Below are 25,898 nucleotides of genomic sequence, written 5' to 3'. Positions count from 1 at the left end.
CGGCCCGGCCCCGGGCGCCCCCGCCGTGCCGCTGGACCTCGCCGGTCGCACCGCCCTGGTCACCGGTGCCGCCGGGGGCATCGGCAGGGCCTGCGCCCTGCGGCTGGCCGCCGCGGGCGCCGAGGTCCGCGCGGTGGACCGGGACGCCGAAGGACTGCGAAGGCTCGCAGAGCGGGCACAGGGCCTGCCCGGCGCCCTGGAGCCGGTCCACCTCGACCTCACCGACCTCGACGCCGCCGAGCGGGCCGCCGCCGGCACCGATGTGCTGGTCAACAACGCCGGGCTCCAACTGGTCCGCCCCGTCCAGGAGTTCCCGCCGGAGGTCTTCCGCACCGTACTGACGGTGATGCTGGAGGCCCCCTTCCGGCTGGTGCGCGGCGCCCTGCCGCACATGTACGGCCGGGGCTGGGGCCGGATCGTCAACATCTCCTCGGTCCACGGCCTGCGCGCCTCCGCCTACAAGTCCGCCTACGTCAGCGCCAAGCACGGGCTGGAAGGGCTGTCCAAGGTCGTCGCCCTGGAGGGGGCCGCCCACGGCGTCACCTCCAACTGCGTCAACCCCGCCTATGTGCGCACCCCGCTGGTGGAACGGCAGATCGCCGACCAGTCCGAGGCCCACGGCATCCCCGCCGACCGCGTGGTCTCCGAGGTCATGCTCGCCGACGCCGCCGTCAAGCGGCTGATCGAGCCGGAGGAGGTCGCCGAGGCCGTCGCCTACCTGTGCGGTCCGCAGGCGTCCTTCGTCACCGGCGCGTCCCTGGTGATGGACGGCGGCTGGACGGCGCACTGACCCACACCCCCGGCGCGAACGATCCACGCCCCGGCGCGCCGGGCGCACACGCCCGCGCACCGACCCTGGCGCGCCCGTACCACCGGCAGGTATCCCTGTGCCCATGCCCGAGCACCACGCGGCCGAGCCCGCAGCCGGACCGGCCACCGAGCCCGCCGCCGAACCCGCCGCCGAATCCGTGCCCCTGAAGTTCCTGGAACTCCTCGCCCGCGGCGCGCCCGCCGAGGAGTACGAGCGGCCCGGGCGGCCGGACGGCTCCCCCGCGGCGGACCGCGCCCGGCTCCTCGCCCTGCGGGTGCGCTCCGAACTGGAGGGGCGCCGCAGGCGCGAGGCGGAACTGACGGCACTGTTCGCCACGGCGCACGACCTGGCGGGGGTGCGGGAGCTGGACGACGTGCTGCGCGCCATCGTCCAGCGCGCCCGCTCCCTGCTGGGGACCGAGGTCGCCTACATGACCATCAACGACCCCGAGGCCGGCGACACCTACATGCGCGTCACCGAGGGATCGGTCTCCGCGCACTTCCAGCAGCTGCGCCTGGGCATGGGGGAGGGGCTGGGCGGGCTGGTCGCCCAGACCGCCCGCCCCTACGTCACCGACGACTACATGCGCGACGAGCGCTTCCTGCACACCCGCAACATCGACTCCGGGGTCGGCGACGAGGGCCTGGTGGCGATCCTCGGGGTGCCGTTGATGCTCGGTCGCGAGGTGATCGGCGTGCTCTTCGCGGCCGACCGCCGCCCCCGCGTCTTCGACCGCGAGCAGGTCGCGCTGCTGGCCTCCTTCGCCGCCCACGCGGCCGTCGCCATCGACACCGCCCGGCTGCTGGCCGAGACCCGCGAGGCGATGGCCGAACTGGAGGCCGCCAACGCCATCATCCGCGACCGCAGCGCCGCCGTCGAACGCTCCTCGGAGGTCCACGACCGGCTCACCGAACTGGTCCTGCGCGGCGGAGGCGTGGACGACGTGGCCGCCGCCGTCTCCGAAGTCCTCGACGGGGAAGTGGAGTTCGCGCAGCTCCCCGAAGGAGGGGGGAGCACGCCCGCCCGGGCCGTCGAGCGCTCCCGCCGCGACGGCCACGCGGTGCGCGACGGCGACGCCTGGGTGGCGGCCGTCTCCGCGGGCGGCGAACTGCTGGGCGCGCTGGTACTGCGCGGCCACCGCGAACTCGACCCCACGGACCAGCGCACCCTGGAGCGCGCCGCCATGGTCACCTCGCTGCTGCTGCTGGCCCGCCGCTCGGCGGGCGAGGCCGAGCAGCGGGTGCGCGGCGAACTCCTGGACGACCTGCTGGACGCCGCCGACCGCGACCCCCGTCTGCTGCGCGAGCGCGCCGCCCGGCTCGGCGCCGACCTCGACGTCCCCCACGTCGTCCTCGCCGCCCGGCTGGACACCGGCGGCGGCACGGGACAGCGCGAGACAACCGACCGGCAGCGGCTGTGGTCGGCCGCCTCCCATCTGGCCGCCACCCGGCACGGACTGGCCGCCGCCCGCGAGGGCGGCACCGTCCTGCTGCTGCCGCTGGCCGACCGGGAGTGCCCCGGAGGGGGCGGGGGCCCGGGAGACCCCGGCGGCACGGCCCGGCAGGTCGCCGCCCAGCTCGGCGCGGCCGTCCACGCCCCCGTCACCGTCGGCGCCTCCCCGCCGGTTCCCGCGCCCGCCGCCGACCCGGCGGCGGTGGCCGCCGCCTGCGACGAGGCCCGCCGCTGCCTGGACACCCTCCGGCTGCTGGGCCGCTTCGGCGAGGGCGCGGGAGCCGGGGACCTCGGCTTCCTCGGACTGCTGCTGGCCGACGGACGGGACGTCGACGGCTTCGTCAGCCGCACCCTCGGCCCGCTCCTGGAGTACGACGAACGCCGCGGAACGGACCTGGTGGGCACCCTGGAGGCGTACTTCGCCTCCGGCTCCAGCCCGGCCCGCACCAAGGACGTGCTCCACGTCCACGTCAACACCGTGGCCCAGCGGCTGGAGCGGGTCGCACGCCTGCTGGGGAGCGACTGGCAGTGCCCGGAGAAGGCCCTGGAGGTGCAGCTCGCGCTGCGGCTGTACCGGATGTCCGCCGCCGTCGCCCGCTGACCGCCCGGAGAAACGGGCGGTCGGCGGGCGGTGGGCGACGGCGTTCAGCGGGCTACGGCGTTCAGCGGCCGTCCAGGGAGGAGACGCCGCGCGGGGACGGCACCCTTCCCGAGCTCTCCGTCCTCCACTGATCCCCGGGCTCGCCGATCCGCTCCAGATCCCGCATCCGGGTCTCCTTGGCCACCCCGACCGCGAGCAGGGTGAGCAGCGCGGCGGCGATCACGTACAGCGCCACCGGCGTCGAACCCCCGAAGTCCGCCAGCAGGGCGGTGGCGATCAGCGGGGCCGGGGCGCCGGCGGCGACCGACGAGAACTGCGCGCCGATCGAGGCCCCGGAGTAGCGCACCCGGGTGGCGAACAGCTCGGAGAAGAAGGCCGCCTGCGGGGCGTACATCGCGCCGTGGAGAACCAGCCCGACCGTCACCGCCAGCAGCACCGCGCCGAAGGACTCGGTGTCGACCAGCCAGAAGAACGGGAACGCCCACAGAGCGACTCCGGCCGCGCCCAGCAGGTAGACCGGCCTGCGGCCCCACCGGTCCGACAGCGCACCCCACACCGGGATCGCCGCGAAGTGGACGGCGGAGGCGATCAGCACCGCGTTGAGCACCGTCTGCTTCCCCATGTCCAGGTGCTTGGTGCCGTAGACCAGGACGAAGGCGGTGATGACGTAGTAGCTGATGTTCTCCGCCATCCGCGCGCCCATCGCGATCAGCACGTCGCGCCAGTGGTGGCGCAACACGGCCAGCAGCGGCATGGTCTCCGCCTTCGCCGCCGCGTCCCCGGAGTTCTCGGCGCTCTCGGCGGCCCTGCGTGCCTCGGCCTTCGCCAGCGCGGCCCTGAAGACCGGCGACTCGTCGACCGACAGCCGGATCCACAGGCCCACCAGCACCAGCACCCCGGACAGCAGGAACGGCACGCGCCAGCCCCAGGAGACGAACGCCTCCTCCGACAGCACCGCCGTCAGCACCGCCAGTACGGCGGTGGCCAGCAACTGGCCCGCCGGGGCGCCGGTCTGCGGCCAGGACGCCCAGAAGCCGCGCCGGCGCGCGTCGCCGTGCTCCGACACCAGCAGCACCGCGCCGCCCCACTCACCGCCGAGCGCGAACCCCTGCACCAGCCGCAGCACGGTCAGCAGGACGGCCGCCGCGGAACCGAGCTGGGCGTGGGTGGGCAGCAGCCCGATCGCGAAGGTCGCGCCGCCCATCATCAGCAGACTGACCACCAGCAGCTTCTTGCGGCCCAGCCGGTCGCCGTAGTGCCCGAAGACCAGCGCGCCGACGGGACGGGCGACGAAGCCGACCGCGTACGTCACGAAGGCCAGCAGCGTACCGACCAGCGGGTCGGACTCGGGGAAGAACAGCTTGTCGAAGACGAGCGCGGCCGCGGAGCCGTAGAGGAAGAAGTCGTACCACTCGACGGTGGTGCCGATCAGGGAGGCGGTGACCACGCGTTTGAGGTTGGAGGGAGCGGGCGGGGCGCTTGCGGGTGACGGCATCGGCACCACTTCCTGACACTCGACGGGGACGTTCGTGTGCCGCCACACCGTAGGAAAGCGCAGCTCGCGGGCGTATGTGGTGGGACACCACAGTTCCGCGCGCCGCGGTGCGCGCGCCCGCCACGCCGGGGGCGGGGGCGCGCACCGCGGCCCCGTGAGGGGCCCGGCGAGGCCGGGCGGGGCAGTGTCCGAGTTGCCCTGCTCGGGTGTGGTTCGGGAGCGCGGCGCCGACTCCCGTGCTGACTCGGTGCTGACCGAAAGCTCACGTCATCACCCGTCCCCACTCCTCCCGTGCTGACTTGATGCTGACTACGCCGCGTACAACTCCGGCATGAAGCGCAGAACGGACACCCGCACCCCGGCGGCCCGCGAGTCGCAGTGGGTGTGGTGCGCGGGCCGTCGACCACGCCTGGCACGGCGGTTCCCCATCAAGTCCTGCTTGTCGAGTCTTTCCGCGGATCTCGCTCCGGACGGTGACGCCCTCCATGGTTCAGCGGGGGACTCGCCGGCGAGTCACGGCGCCGGTCGTGCCGACTGGTCGATTTCCCCGGCGCGCGGCGATCTCGGGGTGGCACGATCAGGGTATGAGCGGTGATCCGTTGCTGGTCCGTGCCCGTGGCCTGTGGGAGGTGCTGGCCGCTGCGCCCGTCTCGTTCGAGCCGTCCGGCGGTGTGACGGTGGTTGCCTCGCCCGAGTCGGGGCTCTGTCCGCCATCTTGGGCAGGCATCGTCGTGCTGGGTGACGCGGCGATCGTCACCGCACCGACGGGGGCCGCCGCGAGAGCGTTGAGGTGCGCGGTGGCCGAGGTGCCGACGGACTCACTCACCGAGGCCGATGTGCTCCGGGCGATACTGCCCGTTGCCGAAGTACTCGGCCCTGCCACCTTGGGATACGTGTCCTCGGACGACTTCCGTCCTGCGGTGGCCGGTGCGGCCGTCGAGGACACGACCCCTGGACATCGGGAACTCCACGGGTTGGTGAGATCGGTGGGGCGGGAGGAAGCGGGTGAGAGCGGGATGGAGGAGATCACCTCTCCCGCGTTCATCGTCCGTGAGGGAGCCGAGGTGACAGCCGCGGCCGGGTATCGGACGTGGCCGGCTTCGACCGCGCACATCAGCGTGCTGACGGCCCCGCTTCACCGGGGCCGCGGACTGGCCCGGCGGGTGGCTTCCGCAGCGGTGGCGCATGCGCTCGCTGCGGGCCTGATGCCTCAGTGGCGGGCTCGACCGGTGGAATCCCGCAGGGTCGCAGCCGCCCTGGGTTTTCGGGAGTTGGGGACACAGCTGAGTCTTCGTCTCGACCAGGGCAAGCTCAGCTAGGAGCTGTGTGATGTTGTGATCAATCGGCTGCTTGCAGGAGATCTCCGAGCCAGATCACCGAGGCCCGCAGTTCGGGGCCGGCGAGGTGGCTCTCAGGTGTCTTGTCGAAGCGTGTGGCGATGCCGCGCCAGTCCTTCGGTTGGTCGATCGCCCGCTCGACGGTGTTTCGATCACGGTAAAGACCGGCGTCTTGGGTGACGGGGCGCTCGCCCCGGCTGCCACTCTTCTTGCGGTCGGCGGCCTGATCCTTCTTCTCCGGGACGACGGCCTTGCTGCGGAGTCTGCGCGGGGAGGCGCGGTTGGCACGGGACGAGTACGCCATGTCTGCGGCGACCGCGTCCGGCCGGGAGCGGCCCCGAAGACATCGGGGGTGGCCCGGTCGCGCGGTGAGCGGGGGCGGGAATCCGGTGAATCGGCCTCCTTGTGTGCTCCTGGAGCTTAAAGCTGTTTGGTGCGGAAAAAGGCGATGTAAGGAACTGCCTTTCCGGTGATGTGTTCGGAGTCACAGTTTCGATCGTCTCGCTCGCCCTTCGCGGGAAGATCCAATTCTCCTGTCTCCCGGATTCTCCGTGTCACCCGGAGAATTGACTCGTACTCGATCGTCCCGGGAGGTCGTGAGCCGGTCGGGATCCTGTGCGGACCGTGTTCATGATTCACGACTCGGTGACAGCGCGAAGGGCCTTGTTCTTCCGGCGCCTTGTCTCCGTGAATTGGTTGTGTTTATGTGTCCTGGCCTCCGCCGCATCGCGGGGGTTCCACCGCCGGGACGCCGAGTCCTGCCGCCCGGCCGGTGGAGGGAGCGCAGCCGACCATGGCAGGAGCGGGGAAACCGAGTTAAGTGCCGCGACCGCGATTTTTCCGCGATCCGGCTTGGGGTGAAGCCCTTCCCGAAGTGCCCTCGGGCACCCGGGAAGGCCGGGCAACTCCAGCCCGAATCCGACAGCTAACCTCGTAGGCGTGGGAGAGGACTCACACCCATGTCTCGTGGCCGCCACCGTCGTCCGAGCAAGTCTTTGATTTCCCGTCAGTTCTCCCGGATCTCCCTGGTCGCCGCGGCCGGTGGCGCGGGAATCGCGGCGCCGATGGTCGCGGCCGGCAGTGCGAACGCGGCTTCCGCCGAGGTGTGGGAGAAGGTCGCCGAGTGCGAGAGCAGCGGCAACTGGTCCATCAACACCGGCAACGGCTACTACGGCGGACTGCAGTTCTCGCAGTCCAGTTGGGAGGCGGCCGGCGGCACCGAGTACGCGCCGCGCGCCGACCTGGCCACCAAGCAGGAGCAGATCGCCGCCGGTGAGAAGCTGCTCGAACTCCAGGGGCCGGGAGCCTGGCCCACCTGCGGACCGGCGGCCGGGCTCACCCGGGGCTCCGGCGCCCCCGGCAGCGCCCCCGCCACCCAGACGGGCGGCGAGTCCGGGGTGAAGACGGGGACGGAGTCCGGGGCGAAGGCCGGGGCCGAGCGCAAGCCCGCCGCCGGCTCCCACACAGTCGCACCCGGCGACACCCTCCACCGGATCGCCACCGCCCACGGTGTGGAGGGCGGCTGGCAGGCGGTCTACGACGCCAACCGCGAGACCGTCGGCGACAACCCGCACCTGATCTTCCCCGGCCAGGAGCTGAGCCTGGCCGCCCGGTCCTCCGGCGGAGAGCAGGAGCGCGCCCCGGAGCGCGCCGACCGTACCCAGGCCCGCCCGGCCGCTGAGAAGACCGCCCCCCAGGCCTCACCGAAGACCTACGCGGACAACCTCGACGGCTGGATCCGCGAGGCCCTGGACATCATGCGGGCCAACGGCATCCCCGGCACCTACGAGGGCATCCACCGCAACATCATCCGCGAGTCCGGCGGCAACCCGAACGCGGTCAACAACTGGGACATCAACGCCCAGCGCGGCACCCCCTCGATCGGCCTGCTCCAGGTCATCAAGCCCACCTTCGACGCCTACCACGTCCCGGGCACGGCGAACAGCCAGTACGACCCGGTCGCCAACATCGTCGCCGCCTGCAACTACGCGGCCGACCGCTACGGCTCGATCGACAACGTCAACGGGCCCTACTGAGCCGACCGGGACCGCGGCGACCGGGACTGCGGCGACCGGGACTGCGGCGACCGGGACTGCGACGACCGGGACTGCGACGACCGGTCCCGCGGACCCCGAGGCCCCGCCCCTCGCCCTGCTGCCCCTTGTGGCGGCGCGAAAGCGCCGCCACAAGGGGCAGGGCACTTTCGGGGGGAGGCCCTCCACGGGATATCTTGATGTCGAGCAATGTTGCAGACGTGGAGCGGAGCACCCGGTGACTGACTCGACCATCATCTACACACAGACCGACGAGGCCCCGGCCCTGGCGACGTACTCTTTCCTGCCGGTGGTCAGGGCCTACGCCGCCAAGGCGGGCGTCGCCGTGGAGAGCCGTGACATCTCCCTGGCGGGGCGGATCATCGCGGTCTTCCCCGAGTACCTCAAGGAGGAGCAGCGCATCGGTGACGCGCTCGCCGAGCTCGGCGAGCTGGCCAAGACCCCCCGGGCCAACATCATCAAGCTGCCGAACATCTCGGCCTCCATCCCGCAGCTCAAGGCCGCGATCGCCGAACTCCAGGAGAAGGGCTACGCGCTCCCGGACTACCCCGACGACCCCAAGACCGACGAGGAGCGGGAGATCCGCGCCCGCTACGACAAGGTCAAGGGCAGCGCCGTCAACCCGGTGCTGCGTGAGGGCAACTCCGACCGCCGCGCCCCCGCCTCGGTGAAGAACTACGCCAAGACCCACCCGCACCGCATGGGCGCCTGGACCCCCGAGTCCAAGACCAACGTGGCGACCATGGGCGTGGACGACTTCCGCTCCACCGAGAAGTCCGCGGTTCTCGCCAAGGACGACGCCCTCCGCATCGAGCTGGTGGGCGACGACGGCTCCACCACCGTGCTGCGCGAGTCCGTGCCCGTGCTCGCCGGTGAGGTCGTGGACGCGGCCGTCATGCGGGTGGCCGCGCTGCGCGAGTTCCTGAAGGAGCAGGTCGCCCGCGCCAAGGCCGAGGGCGTGCTGTTCTCGGTCCACCTGAAGGCCACCATGATGAAGGTCTCCGACCCGATCATCTTCGGCCACGTGGTGCGCGCCTTCTTCCCGAAGACCTTCGCCGAGTACGGCCAGACCCTCGCCGCCGCCGGCCTCACCCCGAACGACGGCCTCGGCGGCATCCTCAAGGGCCTGGAGTCGCTGCCCGAGGGCGCGAAGATCAAGGAGTCCTTCGAGGCCGAGCTGGCCGAAGGCCCCGAGCTGGCCATGGTCGACTCCGACCGCGGCATCACCAACCTGCACGTCCCCAGCGACGTCATCGTCGACGCCTCCATGCCGGCCATGATCCGCACCTCCGGCCACATGTGGGGCCCCGACGGACAGGAGCACGACACCCTCGCGGTCCTGCCCGACAGCTCCTACTCCGGCGTCTACCAGGCCGTTATCGACGACTGCCGCGCCAACGGCGCCTTCGACCCGGCCACCATGGGCTCGGTGCCCAACGTCGGCCTGATGGCGCAGAAGGCCGAGGAGTACGGCAGCCACGACAAGACCTTCGAGATCCCCGCCACCGGCACCGTCCGGGTCACCGACGGCGACGGCAACGTCGTACTGGAGCAGACGGTCGGCGCCGGCGACATCTTCCGCATGTGCCAGACCAAGGACGCCCCGATCAGGGACTGGGTCAAGCTGGCCGTCACCCGCGCCCGCGCCACCGGCGCCCCGGCGGTGTTCTGGCTGGACGAGACCCGCGCCCACGACGCCAGGCTGATCGAGAAGGTCCGCACCTACCTGGCCGAGCACGACACCGAGGGCCTGCGGATCGAGATCATGGCGCCGGTGGAGGCCACGAAGTTCTCCCTGGAGCGCATCCGCCGGGGCGAGGACACCATCTCGGTCACCGGCAACGTGCTGCGCGACTACCTCACCGACCTGTTCCCGATCCTCGAACTGGGCACGAGCGCCAAGATGCTCTCCGTCGTCCCGCTGATGAACGGCGGCGGCCTGTTCGAGACCGGCGCCGGCGGCTCCGCGCCCAAGCACGTCCAGCAGCTGGTCAAGGAGAACTACCTGCGCTGGGACAGCCTGGGCGAGTTCCTGGCCCTGGCGGTCAGCTTCGAGCACCTGGCCCAGACCACGGGCAACGCCAAGGCCCAGGTGCTGGCCGACACCCTCGACCGGGCCACGGCCACCTTCCTCAACGAGGACAAGTCGCCCACCCGCCGCATCGGCGGCATCGACAACCGCGGCAGCCACTTCTACCTGGCGCTGTACTGGGCGCAGGAGCTGGCGAAGCAGACCGACGACGCCGAGCTCGCGCAGGCCTTCGGCCCGCTGGCGCGGGAACTGACCGAGCAGGAGCAGACGATCGTCGGCGAGCTGGCCGCGGTCCAGGGCTCCCCGGCCGACATCGGCGGCTACTACCGCCCCGACGACGCCAAGGCCTCGGCCGTCATGCGCCCGTCGCAGACCCTCAACCGGGCGCTGGCGAGCCTGTCCTGACACGGCGGGCGCGGGGGCGCTCCTTCGCACCCTCCGCGCCTTCCGCGCCCGTCCCGTGACGCCGCCGCCCCGGCCGGACTCCTCTCCGGCCGGGGCGGCTCCCGGGCTCCCGGGCTCCTGGGCAACCGGGTCAGCGGTAGGTGAGCAGCGCGCGCCGTTCCCCGGCGAAGTGAGCGTGGTCGTTGAAGGCCAGCAGGCTGATGCCGGAGGAGCCCGCGACGAGGGTGGTGATCGCGGCGTTGACGGTGACCCGGTTCAGCGCCACGATCCCGGCCGGCGGGGCGGACAGCAGCCCTCCGCACAGAGCCGCCAGCACCCCGCCGGAGGTGACCACCACAGCGTCGCGCCCGGGCCGCAGCCCGTCGGCCAGCCCCCGCAGCGCGTCGGCCGCGCCGGAGGCGAACCGCCGCCAGCCGCCCTCGCCCGTGTCCGCCATCCACGCCGCGAGAGCCCGGTCGAGGGCCGCCTGGACGCCGCGTGAGCCGTAGGAGGCGCCGGCGGACGCGTCGGCGGGGGCGTCCTGGGGCGCGGCGCCGCCGTAGCGCTCGACGAGATCGATGTGGTCGTACTCGTTCCACCGCGCATCGGTGTGCGGCGCCCCGGGCAGCCCGGCGGTTCTCGCGATGATCTCCGCGGTGTCGCGCTGCCGGGCCAGGGTGCCGCAGACCACGACCGGGTCGCGCGGCGCACGCCGGGCCAGCTCGGCCCCGGCGACCTCCGCCTGTCTGCGTCCGAGGTCCGACAGCACGTCGTACCCCTCGGCCGTGTCGGCGCCGAACGTGGCCTGGCCGTGGCGGACCAGATGGATGACCGGCATCGCTGCCCTCCTGTCGTCGAAGTGCTGTCGGAGCTTTCCGGGCCGGCGGGCCGGAGCTGCCGCCGCGCCGCCCGGGAAGGCAGGCGGAACCGGGCCCGGGAAGGCGGGGGGCGGGGGAGTGGTTTTTCTCAGCTCATCCTCGCCACGACCCCCAGGGGCAGCCGGCGCATGGCGAAGCCCATGGGCACCCAGGGCCAGGCGGGCACCTTCGCCTGGGCGCGCTCGGCCTCGATGGCCTTGACCATGGCGCGCACCCCCTTCTCGGTGGAGACCATCAGCGGCGTCCGGCCGGCCGATCCGCTCATCTCGGAGGCGATGTAGCCGGGGAAGAGGGTGGTGACCTTGATCGGGGTGCGCAGCAGCTCGGCGCGGATGCCCTCGGCGAGGGCCGCGACGCCGGCCTTGCTGGCCGCGTACGTGGTGAGGTTGCGGGGCAGGCCGCGCATGGCGCTCATGGAGGAGACGACGACCAGATGGCCGGCCCCCTGGTCGCGGAAGACCTCCACGGCGGCCTCGCACTGGGCGAGGGCGGCGGTGAAGTTGGTCAGCGCGGTCTGGAGGTTGGCGTCGAAGCGGCCGGTGCCGATCGGTTGGCCCTTGCCCAGCCCGGCGTTGACCACGACCCGGTCCAGGGAGCCCAGGTCGGCGCGGAAGGCGCGGAAGACCTCGAAGACGGCGTCGTGGTCGTTGACGTCCAGCGCGCGCACCGAGACGGTGATGCCGGGGTGGGCGGCCAGCAGTTCCTCGCGCAGCCGCTCCAGGCGGTCGGTGCGGCGGGCGCACAGGGCGAGGTCGCGCCCCCTGGCGGCGAACTCGCGGGCCATCTGCTCGCCCAGCCCGGCGCTGGCCCCGGTGATGAGAATGTTCTGACGGGTGCTCATGCCGTGTGCTCCTGTGTCCTCGTCGTGTTCCGTGCCCCGGTGCCGCAGCTCCCGCGGCCCCCGTGGCCGGCGGCCGGTCCGGCCGCGCGGGGCGCCGAGGGCGCGTCCTCGCGGGGGACGGTCCCGCTACCGGCGGACCCGGCGACGCGTCCGGTGTACGCCCGGGCCCGCGGCGAGTGGGCGAAGTCCACGGCCGGCCCCTTGCCGGGGGATGTCCGAAGTGCCCGGGCGGCGTCGTCGCGACGGCGAGCGTAGCCAACATACTGACCAGTGCTCAACAGTGTGGGCACGGGGTGGCCCGGATCACTCCGCGCGCACCGGCGGGCGGGGCGGTCAGCGCGACGGGGCGAGCGGTGCGCCCAGAGGGGCGAGCAGCCGGCCGAGACCCTCCACGAGGAAGCCCACCAGTTCCTCGGTCGCCACTTCCTCCCCGGCCTCGATCGCCATCTCCTCCGCCATCGCCAGCCAGCCCCGTACCGCGAGGCGTACCAGCGGGTCGGGGGAGGGCTCGCCCAGCGCCGTCAGGATCCGCTCGGCCAGTGCGGCGCGGATGCCCTCGAACACCTCCACCACCAGTTCGTCCCCGCCGGCTCCGGCGCGCACCAGAGCCACGTAGTTGGCGCGGCGGCGCCGCACGAAGCCGGTGAAACCCGCGACCACGGCGCGTACCCGCTCCTCGGGTCCGCCCTCGTCCGGCAGGCGCGTGTGCCGCAGCAGCCGCTGCCCGGCGGCCCGGACCACCGCGACGTAGTAGTCGCGCTTGGTCGGGAAGTAGTGGAAGAGCAGGCCGCGCGAGATGCCCGCCTCGGCGGCCACCTCGTGTACCGACAGCTCGTGGATGGGCCGGCTGACCAGCAGCCTCAGTCCGATGCCGATCAGCTGCCCGCGCCGGTCCTCGGCGCTCAGGCGCACCCGGGTGCGGGCGGGATCGGCGGTCATGCGGGTGACGGTAACCCGCCGCCGCGGGCCCGGCAAACACCGGCCCGGGGCGCCCGGCACACGGGATGTGGAAGGCGCCGGCCAGGACGGGGGGAACCTGGCCGGCGCCGGTTTCGAAGCGCGGGCGCCGAGGGGCGGCGGTCGCCTTCGCGGCGAGTGGCACTGCGAGGCTTCAGCCGGACGATCGTCCTCGCAGGCTGTGTGTGAGGCCCGGGGACACTGTCCCGCCCTCCGGCGCCCGCGACGAGTACAACCGCCCGGCCGACGCGGTCATTCCGCATCGGATCAAAAGAAACCGGATGGAATCGGATGAGGTACGTCACACCGGCCGTTCATGGAATGAGCGGAGCGGTACGGGTACTCGCGGATCATGGACACAACCGCCGAAGTGCTGCCCGAGTCCGCGCTCAGAGAAGCGGTCGACCTCCTGGTGAGGCTGGTGGAGGCGGCGGGCGCCCTGATCATCTTCACGGGCGCCGTCTGGGCGTTCGGGCGCTTCCTGCTGACCATGGCGCGCGGGGCCGGCCCGGACCGCAGGTTCAACAGGATCCGGCTCACCCTGGGGCGCTTCCTGGCGCTCGGCCTGGAGTTCCAGCTCGCCGGAGACGTCCTGCGCACGGCCGTCGCGCCGAGCTTCACCGAGATCGGGCAGCTCGCCGCGATCGCGGCGATCCGCACCGCCCTGAACTTCTTCCTCGGCCGGGAGATCGCGGCCGAGCGCGCCGAGATCGAACGCGAACGCCGCAAGGAGGCGGACGGCTCCCGGGCCCGGGCGGAACCGGCATGACCACCGTCCTGAACCTGGCGGCGCTGGCCACCACCGCCTTCGGGCTGGTGGCCGCCGCGGTGGTGCTCGCGGCGGCCGGACGGCTCGTGCCGGCCCTGGCCGTCCTCCTGGACTTCCTGACCGCGGCGGGGTTGCTGCGGCTGACCGGCGACCCGAGCTGGAGCACCATCGCGGCGGCCGCCGCCGTGATCGCCGTCCGCAAGCTGGTCACCGCCGGTCTGCGTGCCCCGCGGCCCGGCTGACCGAGCCGGACCGTACGACGGCGGCGGCGTCCGTACGGCCTCCGGGGCGGCGCCGGGGAAACGTGCGGACACCGGACCGGTCACGGGGGCGCGGGCATGTTGCGGAACGGAACCGCCGGGTAGTCGTGACCGATGTTCTTCGACACCGGATACGACCTGCTGAGAGTGACCGTCATGACCGCGTGCTCCTACGCGGCCCTGATCACGGCGGTGCGGATCTCGGGCAAACGCACGCTGGCGAAGATGAACGCGTTCGACCTGGTGGTCACCGTGGCCCTGGGATCGACGCTGGCCACCATCCTGCTCAACTCGACCGTCTCCCTCGCCGAGGGGGCACTCGCCCTGGCCCTGCTGGTGGCCCTCCAGTTCGTCAGCGCCTGGGCGGCGGTGCGCTCCCGGCGCGTCCGGCGGCTGGTCAAGGCCGAACCGACCCTGCTGCTGAGCGGCGGGCGCATGCTCGGGGAGGCGATGGCCCGGCAGCGGGTCACCGAGAGCGAGGTGCTCCAGGCGATCCGCTCCCAGGGGTCGGCTCGGTCGAGGAGGTCGCCGCGGTGGTGCTGGAGACCGACGGCAAGTTCAGCGTGATCACCCGCTCGCAGGCCGGCTCGGGCAGCTCCCTGTCGGACGTCGCGCAAACGGCCGGAACACGGCCGGAGGAGTGATCCGGGAGCGGAAGCCGCCGAACGGAGCCGGGACGGAGGACGCGCACCGGGCGAACCGCCGCGAACGGCACCAAGATGGTCGGGAAGATCCCTTAAGGAGTTCCCATGGCTCGTCATTCCTCACCGCGCGGACGGGCAGCCGCCCGGGGCGCCGCCTCCACGCCCGGACCCTTGGGGCTGCGGGACCAGCTCGTGACCGGCCTGATGCTGCTGGCCGGCATCTGGCTGGTCGTGGCCTCGTGGTTCCTCAGGTACCCCTTCGGCGACGCCGCGGTCGACGCCCAGCGCAACGAGACCGGTGTCGGCATCGTGCTGCTGCTCGTCGCCTTCGCCCGGATCGTACGCCCGCGCGGGTGGTTGTCGGATCTGATCGTCCTGCTCCTCGGCGTGTGGCTGCTGGTCGCACCCGCTCTGATCGACTACGGCGGCCCCGAGAACACCCCCCGGGTGGCTCAGACCAACGAGGTCGTCACGGGCATCGTGCTCGTGGCGCTGGCCCTGGTGAGCATGCTGCTGCTGTTCCGGGCCCGGCGCATGAGTCCGGAAGAGGCCGAATGAGCGGGGTGCGGCGCGGGGCCCCGTGCCTCCGCCGCCCGTTCGCCCCGCTTCCGGCGGGTGTCCGGGCGGGCCCGCCCGGACACCCGTGATCAAGAGCCCTCGACTCCCCCGCCACCGGCTCCGACGGGCCGGTCACCGCCGGCGCGGGACTCCAGGAAGTAGGCCCCCAGGCTGCCCGCGAGGGTCGCGAAGACGGCCACCGAGTAGACCGCCAGCGCGATCTCCAGGACCTTGGGGAAGGCGCCGGGCCGGTCCAGCGGTTCCCCGGTGACGGTGGCCAGCGCGGTGGCGTGCAGCGCCTCGCCCAGGGAGCGGTAGGAGCCGAACTCGTACAGCAGCTCCCCGCTGCCCAGGACGGTGATCGCGGAGACGGCCGCCAGCCACCCGATCCGGCCGCCGAGCACCCGGCGCGCCGAGCGGGAGGAGCGCACCACCGAGGAGAGCACCCGGCCGGTGCGCAGCATCCGCACCGAGTGCGCCAGCCTCAGCACCCTCAGGAAGGGCAGCACCAGGAAGAGGAGCTGCCACCAGTTGCGGCGCCAGAAGGCCCCGGTGTCGGGGGCGATGAGCAGACGGGCGAGGAACTCCGCGGCGAACACCGCCCACAGCAGCCAGCCGGCCACGGCCATGACCAGGCTCAGCGCGCTGCCGGGCCGGGCCAGCCGCTCACCGAGCACGAGCAGCAGGAACAGCACGCCCAGCGCGCTCATCACCGGGGTCGCGCGGTCCAGCAGGTCCTGGGCGAACCGCTCGCGTTCGGAACGGGGGCGTCGGGAAGGGCGGACAGGCAGAGCAGGCACACCGCAGCCCTTCCCCCCGTACGGCCGGACACTCACGCCGTCCGCGCGAGCCGGCGGCTTTCCACCGCGCCGGGCCCCCTTCCGGCCACCGCGCCGGGCCCCTTCCGGACCCCGCTCCGCGCACCACCGCTCGGGCAGCCGGACCCGGCGGCGGACCGCAGACGGAACCGCCACAACCGCTTACGGCGAAGCGGTTGTGACAGACGGAGCACAGTCGGTAACTTCTCACATCCCGGACCGGGGGAGACGCGCGAAAACCGGGGGGTCCTCCATGACGACGCCTGCACCCAACCGCTTTCCGGACGACACCGGCGCGGACATCTTCGTCCGCGAGTACCCCACAGCCGTGGTGCCCGACGCGCCGGGCTACCTGACCATCAGGCCGCCGCTGCTCATCCTCCACGTGCCGGGGCACGGGGAGGAGTACGAGATCCGCGTCCGCAGGGTCCTCAACGCACTGGTGGACCCGCTGAGCGACGGCGGCAAACTGGTCCCCTACGCCATCCTGCAGGCGGGCTCCGACGAAGACCTGCTGGCCGGGGAGGCGGGCAAGCAGCTCGCGTTCGGCATCCCCGGGAACATGACCCCCGACCGCTTCCCCGACTTCGAGCTGCTGCGGGACACCGTCGCCTACGTCCGCGAGCGCCCCGGGGACTGGACGGCCCCGGCCGCGAAGGAGCTCCGGGACCACGCGTACCGCAGACGGGCCGAACGCGGCGGGCTGCCCGGTCTGCTGTGGTCGCTCGGCGGGAGGGAGGCCCCGCCGGCCACGGGCCTGCGGGGCTGGCTGCTGAGGACGTGGTGGCTGAGCCTGACCAGGACGCTGCCCCGCTGGCTGTGGGCCCGGCGCAAGACGGCGCGGCTGGTCAGGCCGGGGCGCCTCTCCCCGAACCGCCGCTCCCGGTGGCTCGGCGCGGAGCTGAACGTCCGCCGCAGCGGTGAGGACCTCTTCGGGGTGATGGACGCGGTGGCGGCGCGCCAGGCGCCGCGGCTGGCGCTCCCCGCGGACCACCCGCGCCACGCGGAGGCGCTCCAGGCCGTCGACCGGCTCCTGCTGCGCGCACTCCTGGAGGATCTGGGCAGGCCCTCGGTCGGCCGCTTCCTGCCCAAGCGCCGACGCCGCAGGGCACGCCCGGTGATCCTGCTGGAGATGCCCAGGGACGCGACGGACGGGGCCCAGGCGGCCGAGCGTTTCCTGCGCTCCTTCCGGCAGGCGGGCGCCGCGGTCGGCGGCCCGGGGCCGCTGGTCGTCGCGGTCGGCCGGATCTCCGGGACGCTCCGGGCGGAGCTGGACCCGGAGGAGTGCAACCTCTCCCAGGCCGGTCTGCTGCTGCACGAGGACGCCCACCGCCCGGTGTGGGTCGGCCTGCGGGAGGAGCCCTTCTCCCGCGCCGGGCTGCCCGTGCGCAGGGTCTCCCCGCGGCGCTTCCGGCTCAGCTGGCGCACCCAGACCTCGGCGCTGGCCGGGGGCACGGCACTGGCCGTCTCCCTGCTGGGCATCGGCGGCGCCGAGCTGCTCTCCGGCCCGGAGCGGGACACCGGATGCGCCGGCGGCGGAGCCGCCGCCGTGGCCGGACTGGCCGAGCCGGTCCCCGTGGAGCCCAAGAAGTGGTACGACGAGATGCTCGAGGCGATCGACCGGCAGAACGCCAGGGCCGTGAGGTTCGCCGAGGAGGAGGGCCGCACCGTTCGCACGGTGGTCCACTTCGGTTCCGACAAGCCCACCGACCGCACCGACACCCTGTTCGACGGGACCATCCCCGAGCTGCGCGGCATCGCCATGTGGCAGGACCGCGTACTGCGCGAGGCGGACGCCGACGAGTCGCTCGTGCCCCTGATCGTGGATGTCCGCACCACCGGGAAGGGCTTCAAGGACGCGGCCGCCGAGGCCCGCGAACTGGTCGAGGAGGTCAGGGAGGCCGACCGGCGGGGCACCCGGAGCCACGAGACGGTCGTCGGGGTCCTGGGGTTCGCGCAGAGCAAGGAGACCACCAGGGACGCACTGGACATCCTGGAGTCGGCGGACATCCCCGTGGTGGGCACCACCGCCACCGCGGACGAGATGCTGGTCAGCCAGACCTACTGGCCCTTCACCCCGCTCAACAGCGACGAGGCGCGGATGGCGGCCGAGTTCGCCACGACGTCGAACATCGTGGCGAGACCGGGCGGGGCGGACGGCTGCGTCCCGGCCCGGCACGCCGTCGTGGTCCAGAACTCCGGCGACCTGTACAGCGCCAGTCTGGCGGGCAAGTTCACGAAGTGGTTCCCGGGCGAGGAGCAACTGGTCAACTTCTCCCAGGAGGGCGAGTTCGGAACCGCCCCGCCCGGCAGCCCCAATGTGACCACCGCGGCGCAACTGGCCGACACCGTCTGCGAGATGCTCGGCTCGGCAGGCGGAGACCCGATCGTCTACTGGTCGGCGCGGGCCAGGGACTTCACCGCCTTCGTCAACGCCTTCGACAAACAGGGCACCTGCGTGAAGGGCGGCCTGACGGTGCTGGGCGGCAACGAGCTGACGAATGTCGCGCTGACCGGCGAGTACGCCGACAAGGCGTGGCTGCGCCTGTACCACTCCGCCCACCGCCTGCCCACCACCGACGAGCGGGCGAGCTGGAGGACACAGCGGTTCGCCCAGGAGTACGACGCGTTCGTGAGCGGCCGGCCGAAGGCGGACCCCTGGCGCCACGACGGGCACTCCGCGGTGTCCTACGACGCCTTCCACATGCTCTCCCGAGCGGTGGACGGCGCCCGTTCGGGCCGGGACGTCCACCGCAGCGCGGTCCTCGCCGTGCTGCGCGGCGGGGTCTCCTTCGAGGGCGCCACCGGCTACGTCCACCGGCCCCTCTCCCCGAACAGGCCGCCGGCGGACAAGACGCTGGTGCTCCTGCGGCAGACGGACGGCGGGCCGGAGGTCGTGGGGGTGTGCGGGGCCTACGAGAAGGACGTGAGGAGCCGGGACCAGGGCCCGCTGTGCGCGGCCTAGGGCGGCGCGGCCCGCCCGGGCGCCCGGCCGCCGTCCCCGGAAACGAGAGTCCGCCGGACGCGCGTGCGGGCGGGGCCCGGTGAGCCGGAACCCGCCCGCGTCCTCGGGGGAGGCGCGTCGCTCGCGCCCGTGTTCTCGTGTGCCGGGCACCTCCTACATCTCGGCCCGCCGGGGCAGGAGCCGGTCCTCCCGGTGGCGTGCCCGCTCCAGCCGGAGCGGGCAGGCGGCCGTGCGAGGCCCGCCGGGGCCCCGGCGCTGCCGTGGGACGCGGCGGCCCCTGTGAGCGGTTCGATCACTCGAGTCGGCTGCCCTCAAGGGTTTCTCCTCTCCTCCGTGCGACCCGCCGTCGCGGCTTCCTGACGGTCCGGATCTCCGCTGACGGTCCGTCAGAACACCGGGATCCGGCGGAGAGCGCCCGACACCACTCCTTCGGATGAGATGGTGCTGCTTCTGCGTACCCGAGGCGAACACGTGTAGGGATCCGGGGCGGCCGACATCCGCCGGGCGGCCGACCCGGCGCCTCGTCCGGTCCCGTCACCCGGACGCCCCGCCCACCCGGTGGCCGGAGCGGCTGCCGGTGCATGACAAAGAGCGGGACAGGGCAGCCGCACGGACATGCTGGACAGAATCCTGACCGTCACCGCGGCCCTCGCCCTGGTCGTCGCCGCCCTCTCCGTACGCATCCAGCGCGCCCCGCTGAGCGGGCCGCTGCTGGCGCTGCTGGCCGGGATCGTCTTCGGCCCGCAGGTGCTGGGCGTCCTCGACCTGCCCACCGTGGTCGAGGGGCACAAGGAGCTGCACGAGGCCTCCCGCCTGCTCCTGGCGGTGTCGGTGATGGCGATCGCCCTGCGCTATCCGTTCCGCGACGTGCGCTCGAGGGCGAAGCCGTTGGCCGTCCTGCTGGTGGTGGCCATGCTGGGGATGGCGCTGATCACCACGGCGCTGTCGGCCGCCGTCCTCGGGGTCGGTCTCGGCGCGGCCGCGCTGCTGGGCGCGGCCCTGTGCCCCACCGACCCGGTGCTCGCCTCCAGCGTGGTCACCGGCGAGCCGGCCGAGAAGACGATCACCGCCCGCACCCGGCAGCTGCTGTCCCTGGAGTCGGGCGCCAACGACGGCCTCGCCCTGCCCCTGGTGCTGGCCGCGGTGGCGATCGCCGGAACCCTCGGCGGAACCGACGCGCTGCTGGAGTCCCTGTGGCAGGTGCTGGGCGCGGTCGTCTTCGGAGCGGCGGCCGGCGCGCTGGGCGGCAGGGCGCTGCGCAAGGCGGAGGAGCACCGGAGCGTCCAGTCCGGCCCCCTGCTGGTCTACACCCTGCTGCTGGCCCTCCTCGTCCTCGGGGCGGCCGGACTGATGCGCCTGGACGGCGTCCTCGCCGTCTTCGTCAGCGGGCTGGCCTTCAACGCGACGAGCTCGGTCAGCGAACGCGCCGACGAGGACAAGAACGACGAGGCGGTCAACCGCTTCCTCGTCCTGCCGCTGTTCGTCGTGCTCGGTGCCATGATCCCCTGGCGCGAGTGGGGCGAGCTGGGCTGGTGGCGCGGCATCCTGCTGGTCCTGGGCGTTCTGCTGCTGCGCCGCCTGCCGGTCCTGCTGGCGCTGAAGCGGCCGCTCTCCCTGACCTGGCGCGACACCCTCTTCATGGGCTGGTTCGGCCCCATCGGCGTCTCGGCCCTGTTCTACCTGACGATGGAGGCCCACCGGCTCGGCGCCGACCCGGTGGTGCTGGCCGCCGGAACGCTCGTCATCGCAGCCAGCACCGTCGCGCACGGCGTCACCACCGCCCCCGGCCTGTCCCTCTACGCCAGGGCGGGGGAGAAGAGCCGGGAGGCGGCGCGATGAACGTGCTGACGGCGGTGGCCGGCTGCGCCCTGGCCGCCCTGGCACTGGCCGACGCGGTGATCACCTCGCTGTCGATGGTCACGGGCACCGGCCCGGTGGGCGGCCGGGTGGCCAAAGGAGTGTGGCGAGGCCTCCTGGCCGTCCGGTCCCGGGTGCCGCGCGGAACGCGGCTGCTGGAGTGGAGCGGGACACTCACCCTGCTGGCCACCTTCCTGACCTGGACGGTGCTGCTGTGGGCCGGATGGTGGCTGGTGTTCGCCTCCCACGACGAGGCCGTCGTCACCTCCGTCACCGGTGTGCCCGCCGACGGCTGGGCGCGGGTGTACTTCACCGGTTACACCGTCTTCACCCTGGGCATCGGCGACTACGTCCCCGGCACCGCCTGGGCCCAGGTGGCCACCACCGTCGCCTCCCTGTCCGGGCTGTTCCTGGTCACCCTCTCCATCACCTATCTGGTGTAGGTGGTCCAGGCGGTGGTCCACAAGCGCGTCCTGGCCGAGCAGATCCACGTCCTGGGGCGGGACGCCGCCGCGGTCATCGCCGCGGGGTGGACCGGGAACGGCTTCAGCTCCATGTTCAACCAGCATCTGGTCTCCCTGACCGCCCCGCTGCTGCGCATGGGCGAACGGCACCTGGCCTACCCGGTCGTCCACTACTTCCACTCCGCCTCGTCCGACAAGGCCCCCGCCCCCGCCGTCGCCGTCCTCGACGACACCCTCCTGCTGCTGTGCGCCGGTGCGGCTCCCGAGGCCCGGCCCGACCCGGCGGCCACCGGCCCCCTGCTGTCCGCCCTGGACCTGGTGCTGGACACACTGCGGGGGCAGTTCTTCCGCCGTGCCGGACAGGAGCGCCCCGCGCCCGAGCTGTCGGTGCTGCGGCGGGCGGGCGTCCCCGTGGTCGGCGAGGAGCGGTACGCCGCCGGGGTCCGGGAGCACGCCCGGCGGCGGCGCAGCGTACGGGGGTTCCTGCACAGCGACGGATGGCGCGACGACCGCGACGACCGGACCTGAGCCCTCACCCGCCGGTGCCCGGACCGGGGGGTCCCCGGGGAAGCCGTCAGCGGCCGCCCCCGGGCAGGGGCAGGCGCTCGGCGGAGGTCCTGCCGCCGTCGCGGGGCTCGCGGACACCGCCGGCGGTGGCGGCCAGGACGGTGCCCGGGCCGACGGGGCCGGCGGGCGATGTCCAGGGCGGCCGGCCCCGCCCGCCCGTCCCGGTCCTCGCCGACGTGCGGCATCCGTACGCGGCGCCGCCCCGGCCGGGGCCGGGGCGGCGGAGGGCGGCGTTCCTGTCCTGACCCGGAGGCGGCCTCGGAAAGGGGCCTCAGAGGGTCGCCAGCAGCTCGTTGCAGGCCTGCTCGCAGCGGCGGCAGGCCTCGGCGCAGATGCGGCAGTGCTCGTGCATGTCGGCGTGGCGCTCGCACTCCTCCGCGCAGGACTTGCAGACCATGGCGCAGGCCTGGAGCTGGGTGCGGGTGATGTTGGCGTCGTAGCCGGTGTGCCGGGACAGGATCTTGCCGGTGGCCTCGCAGATGTCCGAGCAGTCCAGGTTGGTGCGGATGCACTTGCGCAGCTCGGCGACCATGTCCTCCGACAGGCAGGCGTCCGCGCACGCCGTACAGGCCTGCGAGCAGTCGAAGCACTCGGCGATGCAGCGCTCCATGGCCTGGCGGTTCACACCGCCGAGGTCGGCCGGGTAGGTGCGCAGCATCTCGCTGACCATCGTCGTCATGGTTGTCCCCTTTCGTGCGGTTCCGTTCGGTCTCGCGGCCCCTGGCCCGGTGCGGGGCCGGGGCCCGCGGTGCCGTGCGGACGGGTAACACCCGAAAGCGGTACATAAACCGGGGGCCGGGGTCCGTGTCATGCGGATCCCGGGCCCCGGCACCGGTCCTACTTCCGGCCGAGCAGCTTCTCCATCGTGCCGATCTCGGCGTTCTGGGCGGTGATGATGTCGTCGGCCATGGCCTTCGCCGGGCCGTGGGAGCCGTTCTCCTTCTGGTCCTCGGCCATGGCCACCGCACCCTTGTGGTGCTCGATCATCATCTCCAGGAAGGCGGTGTCGAACGCCTCGCCGGAGGACTCCTCCAGTTCCGCCATCTCCTCGGGGGTCATCATCCCGCTCATTCCGCTCATCTCGCGGGAGCCGTGACCGGAGTGGTCCGTCCCGTCCGTGCCCTCCGTCCTGGGGGGCACCTGCTCGCCCCAGGACTCCAGCCATCCGGACATGGTCTCGATCTCCGGGTCCTGGGCCTTCCTGATCGCGGCCGCCAGGTCCTTGACCTCCTGCGAGGCGGCCCGGGTCTCCGCCATCTCGGCCATCACCACCGCCTGCCGGTGGTGGGGGATCATCCCCTGGGCGAAGGAGACGTCGGCGGCGTTGTGGGAGCCGGCCGAGACGGGGGCGGAGGAGCTCGCGGCGGGCCTGTCGTCGTGGCCGCCGCGGCCGGCGGGGGAGGACTCCTGGGAGCCGCAGGCGGCCAGGACGGCGGCGGCGGTCGCGGCGGTCACCGCGAGGGCGGCGCGGCGCAGGGCGAAACGGTGTGAGGTCATGGTGGTACGGACTCCTGCTGTGGGAGGGAAGCCCCGGAGGCGGGGCGGGACATGGGCGCGTCGCACGCGGCCGCCGGCCCCCGGACGGGGTGGCGGTCGCGCGGGGCGCTCCTATATGCGCAGGAGTTGCAGTTCGCTCAGCGATGGGGGAGCGCGGCCGGGGAGGGCCGCGGACGGCGCCCGCCCCGCGAAGGGCGCCTCCGCCGGGGCGACGGCGCAGGAGGAGGGCGCCGACAGCGGAGGCGGGCCGGAAGTGCCCACGGCCGCGCAGGTGGCGTCGGCGTGGTCGAGGTGCCCGTTCGTCCCGTGGCCCGGGTGCGCGCAGGCGCCGCCCGCGGCAGTGCCCGGGGAACCGTACGCGGCGGTGTCCGCGCCCGCGGACACCGCGTGACCGGCGGCAGGCGCGCTGTGAGAGGCGTTCGGTACGGCGGCCGCTCCGGCCGGGGCCAGGCCGTGCATGGCCACCAACCCCGTCAGCACCGCCAGGACCAGCAGCACCACGCGGACCCGGGCCCGGTGGGGGCTGGTCGATGGGTGCGGCCGCCGGTTCACGCGGGCATTCTACAAACGCGCAGCCACGGGGTCCGGCGCGGGGCCGCGGACGGCGAGCGGGGTGGTTTCGGGACCCACGCATCCTGGCCCGGCTGATTCGACATGTGTCAACATAGGTGTATGTCGAACACGAAGGCGCCGCCGGTTTCGAAGGTGGAGCCGTGCTGCCCGCCGCTGACCGAGCGCCCGCTGACGGCCGAGGAGGCCGAGCGGACCGCCGCGATGTTCAAGGCGCTGGGCGATCCGGTGCGGCTGAGACTGTTCTCCCTGGTGGCCTCGCACGACGGCGGTGAGGCATGCGTGTGCGACATCTCCGACGTCGGGGTCTCCCAGCCCACCGTCAGCCACCACCTGAAGAAGCTCCGTGAGGCCGGACTGCTCACCTCCGAGCGCCGCGGCACCTGGGTGTACTACCGTGTCGAGCCGTCGGTGCTCGCCGCCATGGGACGGTTCCTCGTCTCGGCGGGGGCCTGACCGTCCCGCACCGTGGTGGGCGGTGCGGTGGCGGTGCGGTGAGCCCCCATCGGACCCGGGGAGGCGGGGACTTGTCACCCGGCTCACGGCGTACCGTGCGCGCCCGGCACGCCGCGTCGGCCCGGCGTCAGCCGGGCCTGATGTTGTGGTTGAGCCGGAAGACGTTGCCGGGATCGTACTCGGCCTTGACCGCGGCCAGCCGCCGGTGGTTGTCCGGCCCGAACCCGGCGACCACACGGTCCTCGCCCTCGTGCCCGATGAAGTTGAGGTAGACCGCCCCGGTCGACCAGGGCCTGACGTCCGCGCGTACGTCGTGGGCCCACCGCCTGACACGCTCGTCGTCGGCGGGGTCCTCCCACAGCCCGAAGGGGTGGACCACCCACGGGGCCCGCCGCCAGGGGATCGGGTGGTCCTCCGGGCCCCGCGCGACCGCGCCGCCCTGCGGGAAGAGGACGTGCTGGGAGGGCGAGGGCACGAGCAGATCGGCGGCGCGGGCGCAGAAGGCGTCCACGGCCCGATCGGGGAAGGAGGCCAGGTACTCGGCCGACCAGTAGTTCCGGTAACCGGGCGGGTCGTCCAGCATGCACTGCAGGTCGGCGTAGGACAGTTCGGTGATCATCTCGGCGTCGTGGTCCATGTCGAGCATGGGCTCGGCGACATCGCGCATCTCCTGCATGCCGCCCGCGTACGTGATCAGCACCGCGCAGGCGAGCTTCCCGGCCATGTCCGCGGGGACGAACTCCTCGGGCGGCGCGGTCAGGTAGATGAGCCCGCCGCCGACCTCGTCCGGGGCGGACTCCAGGAAGCCGCGGTAGACCCGCGCCACATCCGGGCCCGCCTCGGGCCGCCACATCAGCAGGGCCGCGGTCACCTCCGCGAGCGGGTGCAGCCGCAGGGTGAGTGAGGTGGCCACGCCGAAGTTGCCGCCACCGCCGTGCAGCGCCCAGAACAGCTCCGGATTCTCCTCCTCGCTCGCGCGCACCGTGCGGCCGTCCGCGGTGACCAGATCGGTGGACAGCAGGTTGTCGCTCGCCAGGCCGAACCTGCGGTCCAGCCAGCCCGTCCCGCCGCCCAGCACGAACCCGCCCACCCCGGTGGTGGAGACCCGGCCGCCGGTCGTCGCCAGACCGTACGGCTCAGTGGCCCGGTCCAGATGACTCATGACGGCGCCGCCGCCGACCCGTGCGGTGCGCCTGCCCGGATCGACCACGACCGTGTGCATGCGCCGCAGGTCGACGACGATGCCGCCCTCGGTCAGGGCCATGCCCGCGACGCTGTGCCCGCCGCCGCGGACCGCGATCTCCAGACCGTTGGCCCGCCCGAACCGGATCGCCTCGGCGACATCGCGTTCGGTCTCGCACTGGGCGATGACGGCGGGATGCCGGTCGATCATCGCGTTGAAGACCGCGCGGGCCTCGTCGTAGGGCCCGTCGCCGGGAGTGATGACATCGCCGGCGAAGCCGGCGCGGAGGTCGGTGAGGGCTGTTCCGTCCACGCTGTGGGACACCATGTCGCCCCCCTTTTCGTCGGGGCACCGGTCGGACCTCGCCTTCCACCGTAGTCCCGGGCGGGACGCGACGGCACGTCCCACCGGTGGCCCGCGCCGGGGCGCGGTGGATCAGGCGGGCGGG

General features: G+C 73.2%; 23 protein-coding genes, 1 pseudogene and 1 riboswitch. Of the genes and pseudogenes, 14 read left to right on the top strand and 10 right to left on the bottom strand.

What is annotated here, in order from left to right; translation table 11 throughout:
• Positions 1-25: 25 nt before the first annotated feature.
• On the top strand, positions 26-790 hold the full coding sequence (locus L7D48_RS07665) for a 3-hydroxybutyrate dehydrogenase (RefSeq protein ID WP_237878203.1): 765 nt from the start codon (positions 26-28) through the stop codon (positions 788-790).
• 103 nt (positions 791-893) lie between these two features.
• Entirely contained in the window at positions 894-2,864 is a 1,971-nt protein-coding gene (locus tag L7D48_RS07660; protein ID WP_237878201.1) for a GAF domain-containing protein, read from the top strand.
• 61 nt (positions 2,865-2,925) lie between these two features.
• Here L7D48_RS07660 and L7D48_RS07655 read toward each other — a convergent pair whose 3' ends face one another.
• Complete coding sequence (locus tag L7D48_RS07655; RefSeq protein ID WP_237878200.1) at positions 2,926-4,359, bottom strand: MFS transporter; 1,434 nt, start codon at positions 4,357-4,359, stop codon at positions 2,926-2,928.
• A gap of 584 nt (positions 4,360-4,943) precedes the next feature.
• Between L7D48_RS07655 and L7D48_RS07650 the strand changes: the two genes are divergently transcribed.
• Complete coding sequence (locus L7D48_RS07650) at positions 4,944-5,678, top strand: GNAT family N-acetyltransferase (RefSeq protein WP_237878199.1); 735 nt, start codon at positions 4,944-4,946, stop codon at positions 5,676-5,678.
• A 19-nt stretch (positions 5,679-5,697) separates the two neighbouring features.
• On the opposite strand, the pseudogene L7D48_RS07645 reads toward L7D48_RS07650, so the two are convergent.
• Positions 5,698-6,036: pseudogene (locus L7D48_RS07645) on the bottom strand (IS5/IS1182 family transposase); the annotation flags it as partial.
• 436 nt (positions 6,037-6,472) lie between these two features.
• Positions 6,473-6,649, top strand: a riboswitch (cyclic di-AMP (ydaO/yuaA leader).
• Positions 6,650-6,691: 42 nt separating this feature from the next.
• Here L7D48_RS07645 and L7D48_RS29535 point away from each other — a divergent pair.
• Both L7D48_RS29535 and L7D48_RS07630 read left to right on the top strand, forming a co-directional pair.
• Positions 6,692-7,732, top strand: coding sequence for a transglycosylase family protein (locus L7D48_RS29535; RefSeq protein ID WP_374491613.1), 1,041 nt, complete (start codon positions 6,692-6,694; stop codon positions 7,730-7,732).
• A gap of 235 nt (positions 7,733-7,967) precedes the next feature.
• Positions 7,968-10,187, top strand: a complete 2,220-nt coding sequence (locus L7D48_RS07630; RefSeq protein WP_237878198.1) for an NADP-dependent isocitrate dehydrogenase — start codon at positions 7,968-7,970, stop codon at positions 10,185-10,187.
• 130 nt (positions 10,188-10,317) lie between these two features.
• On the opposite strand, the gene L7D48_RS07625 is transcribed toward L7D48_RS07630, so the two are convergent.
• From L7D48_RS07625 to L7D48_RS07615, 3 genes are all read right to left on the bottom strand, one after another.
• Positions 10,318-11,004, bottom strand: coding sequence for a histidine phosphatase family protein (locus tag L7D48_RS07625; protein WP_237878197.1), 687 nt, complete (start codon positions 11,002-11,004; stop codon positions 10,318-10,320).
• Between the two features lie 128 nt (positions 11,005-11,132).
• Positions 11,133-11,885, bottom strand: coding sequence for an SDR family oxidoreductase (locus tag L7D48_RS07620; RefSeq protein ID WP_237878196.1), 753 nt, complete (start codon positions 11,883-11,885; stop codon positions 11,133-11,135).
• A 333-nt stretch (positions 11,886-12,218) separates the two neighbouring features.
• A complete protein-coding gene (locus L7D48_RS07615; RefSeq protein WP_237878195.1) occupies positions 12,219-12,824 on the bottom strand; it encodes a TetR/AcrR family transcriptional regulator in 606 nt (201 codons plus the stop codon).
• A 370-nt stretch (positions 12,825-13,194) separates the two neighbouring features.
• On the opposite strand from L7D48_RS07615, the gene L7D48_RS07610 reads away from it, so the two are divergent.
• The 4 genes from L7D48_RS07610 to L7D48_RS07595 all read left to right on the top strand — a co-directional run bounded on the left by L7D48_RS07610 (position 13,195) and on the right by L7D48_RS07595 (position 15,073).
• On the top strand, positions 13,195-13,611 hold the full coding sequence (locus L7D48_RS07610; RefSeq protein ID WP_237878194.1) for a DUF1622 domain-containing protein: 417 nt from the start codon (positions 13,195-13,197) through the stop codon (positions 13,609-13,611).
• On the top strand, positions 13,608-13,853 hold the full coding sequence (locus L7D48_RS07605; protein ID WP_237878193.1) for a hypothetical protein: 246 nt from the start codon (positions 13,608-13,610) through the stop codon (positions 13,851-13,853). Before L7D48_RS07610 ends, L7D48_RS07605 begins: the two co-directional genes overlap by 4 nt.
• A gap of 132 nt (positions 13,854-13,985) precedes the next feature.
• The gene (locus L7D48_RS07600) at positions 13,986-14,438 is read left to right on the top strand and encodes a DUF421 domain-containing protein (protein ID WP_237878192.1); all 453 of its coding nucleotides are present in this window, start codon (positions 13,986-13,988) and stop codon (positions 14,436-14,438) included.
• 182 nt (positions 14,439-14,620) lie between these two features.
• The gene (locus tag L7D48_RS07595; RefSeq protein ID WP_237878191.1) at positions 14,621-15,073 is read left to right on the top strand and encodes a hypothetical protein; all 453 of its coding nucleotides are present in this window, start codon (positions 14,621-14,623) and stop codon (positions 15,071-15,073) included.
• Between the two features lie 89 nt (positions 15,074-15,162).
• On the opposite strand, the gene L7D48_RS07590 is transcribed toward L7D48_RS07595, so the two are convergent.
• The gene (locus L7D48_RS07590; protein WP_237878190.1) at positions 15,163-15,873 is read right to left on the bottom strand and encodes a hypothetical protein; all 711 of its coding nucleotides are present in this window, start codon (positions 15,871-15,873) and stop codon (positions 15,163-15,165) included.
• A gap of 271 nt (positions 15,874-16,144) precedes the next feature.
• Here L7D48_RS07590 and L7D48_RS07585 point away from each other — a divergent pair, with 271 nt between their 5' ends.
• The 4 genes from L7D48_RS07585 to L7D48_RS07570 all read left to right on the top strand — a co-directional run bounded on the left by L7D48_RS07585 (position 16,145) and on the right by L7D48_RS07570 (position 21,705).
• Positions 16,145-18,856, top strand: a complete 2,712-nt coding sequence (locus L7D48_RS07585; protein WP_237878189.1) for an ABC transporter substrate-binding protein — start codon at positions 16,145-16,147, stop codon at positions 18,854-18,856.
• Positions 18,857-19,471: 615 nt separating this feature from the next.
• A complete protein-coding gene (locus tag L7D48_RS07580; RefSeq protein ID WP_237878188.1) occupies positions 19,472-20,695 on the top strand; it encodes a cation:proton antiporter in 1,224 nt (407 codons plus the stop codon).
• Positions 20,692-21,156, top strand: coding sequence for an ion channel (locus L7D48_RS07575; protein WP_237878187.1), 465 nt, complete (start codon positions 20,692-20,694; stop codon positions 21,154-21,156). Before L7D48_RS07580 ends, L7D48_RS07575 begins: the two co-directional genes overlap by 4 nt.
• Before the next feature lie 12 nt (positions 21,157-21,168).
• Entirely contained in the window at positions 21,169-21,705 is a 537-nt protein-coding gene (locus L7D48_RS07570) for a hypothetical protein (protein WP_237878186.1), read from the top strand.
• A gap of 310 nt (positions 21,706-22,015) precedes the next feature.
• Here L7D48_RS07570 and L7D48_RS07565 read toward each other — a convergent pair whose 3' ends face one another.
• From L7D48_RS07565 to L7D48_RS07555, 3 genes are all read right to left on the bottom strand, one after another.
• Positions 22,016-22,423, bottom strand: a complete 408-nt coding sequence (locus tag L7D48_RS07565) for a four-helix bundle copper-binding protein (RefSeq protein ID WP_237878185.1) — start codon at positions 22,421-22,423, stop codon at positions 22,016-22,018.
• A 158-nt stretch (positions 22,424-22,581) separates the two neighbouring features.
• Positions 22,582-23,241, bottom strand: coding sequence for a DUF305 domain-containing protein (locus L7D48_RS07560; protein ID WP_237878184.1), 660 nt, complete (start codon positions 23,239-23,241; stop codon positions 22,582-22,584).
• A gap of 111 nt (positions 23,242-23,352) precedes the next feature.
• Positions 23,353-23,793, bottom strand: a complete 441-nt coding sequence (locus L7D48_RS07555) for a DUF6153 family protein (protein ID WP_237878183.1) — start codon at positions 23,791-23,793, stop codon at positions 23,353-23,355.
• A gap of 120 nt (positions 23,794-23,913) precedes the next feature.
• On the opposite strand from L7D48_RS07555, the gene L7D48_RS07550 reads away from it, so the two are divergent.
• On the top strand, positions 23,914-24,267 hold the full coding sequence (locus L7D48_RS07550; protein ID WP_237878182.1) for a helix-turn-helix transcriptional regulator: 354 nt from the start codon (positions 23,914-23,916) through the stop codon (positions 24,265-24,267).
• A 127-nt stretch (positions 24,268-24,394) separates the two neighbouring features.
• On the opposite strand, the gene L7D48_RS07545 is transcribed toward L7D48_RS07550, so the two are convergent.
• Positions 24,395-25,777: an FAD-binding oxidoreductase gene (locus L7D48_RS07545; protein WP_237878181.1), complete on the bottom strand. Its 1,383-nt coding sequence runs from the start codon at positions 25,775-25,777 to the stop codon at positions 24,395-24,397.
• Between the last annotated feature and the right edge of the window lie 121 nt (positions 25,778-25,898).

The organism is Streptomyces sp. ICN903, from assembly GCF_022015835.1.
In the GTDB taxonomy this organism is placed as follows: Bacteria; Actinomycetota; Actinomycetes; order Streptomycetales; family Streptomycetaceae; genus Streptomyces; species Streptomyces fenghuangensis.
This window is presented reverse-complemented; position numbering and strand designations above follow the sequence as displayed.

Bases quoted from the DNA above. Each gene is read 5' to 3' on its own strand.
- L7D48_RS07550 (WP_237878182.1), top strand. From the start codon at position 23,914: ATGTCGAACACGAAGGCGCCGCCGGTTTCGAAGGTGGAGCCGTGCTGC.
- L7D48_RS07595 (WP_237878191.1), top strand. From the start codon at position 14,621: ATGGCTCGTCATTCCTCACCGCGCGGACGGGCAGCCGCCCGGGGCGCC.
- L7D48_RS07575 (WP_237878187.1), top strand. From the start codon at position 20,692: ATGAACGTGCTGACGGCGGTGGCCGGCTGCGCCCTGGCCGCCCTGGCA.
- L7D48_RS07585 (WP_237878189.1), top strand. From the start codon at position 16,145: ATGACGACGCCTGCACCCAACCGCTTTCCGGACGACACCGGCGCGGAC.
- L7D48_RS07655 (WP_237878200.1), bottom strand. From the start codon at position 4,359: ATGCCGTCACCCGCAAGCGCCCCGCCCGCTCCCTCCAACCTCAAACGC.
- L7D48_RS07605 (WP_237878193.1), top strand. From the start codon at position 13,608: ATGACCACCGTCCTGAACCTGGCGGCGCTGGCCACCACCGCCTTCGGG.
- L7D48_RS07560 (WP_237878184.1), bottom strand. From the start codon at position 23,241: ATGACCTCACACCGTTTCGCCCTGCGCCGCGCCGCCCTCGCGGTGACC.
- L7D48_RS07650 (WP_237878199.1), top strand. From the start codon at position 4,944: ATGAGCGGTGATCCGTTGCTGGTCCGTGCCCGTGGCCTGTGGGAGGTG.
- L7D48_RS07625 (WP_237878197.1), bottom strand. From the start codon at position 11,004: ATGCCGGTCATCCATCTGGTCCGCCACGGCCAGGCCACGTTCGGCGCC.
- L7D48_RS07545 (WP_237878181.1), bottom strand. From the start codon at position 25,777: ATGGTGTCCCACAGCGTGGACGGAACAGCCCTCACCGACCTCCGCGCC.
- L7D48_RS07610 (WP_237878194.1), top strand. From the start codon at position 13,195: ATGGACACAACCGCCGAAGTGCTGCCCGAGTCCGCGCTCAGAGAAGCG.
- L7D48_RS07615 (WP_237878195.1), bottom strand. From the start codon at position 12,824: ATGACCGCCGATCCCGCCCGCACCCGGGTGCGCCTGAGCGCCGAGGAC.
- L7D48_RS07660 (WP_237878201.1), top strand. From the start codon at position 894: ATGCCCGAGCACCACGCGGCCGAGCCCGCAGCCGGACCGGCCACCGAG.
- L7D48_RS07580 (WP_237878188.1), top strand. From the start codon at position 19,472: ATGCTGGACAGAATCCTGACCGTCACCGCGGCCCTCGCCCTGGTCGTC.
- L7D48_RS07565 (WP_237878185.1), bottom strand. From the start codon at position 22,423: ATGACGACGATGGTCAGCGAGATGCTGCGCACCTACCCGGCCGACCTC.
- L7D48_RS07620 (WP_237878196.1), bottom strand. From the start codon at position 11,885: ATGAGCACCCGTCAGAACATTCTCATCACCGGGGCCAGCGCCGGGCTG.
- L7D48_RS07600 (WP_237878192.1), top strand. From the start codon at position 13,986: ATGTTCTTCGACACCGGATACGACCTGCTGAGAGTGACCGTCATGACC.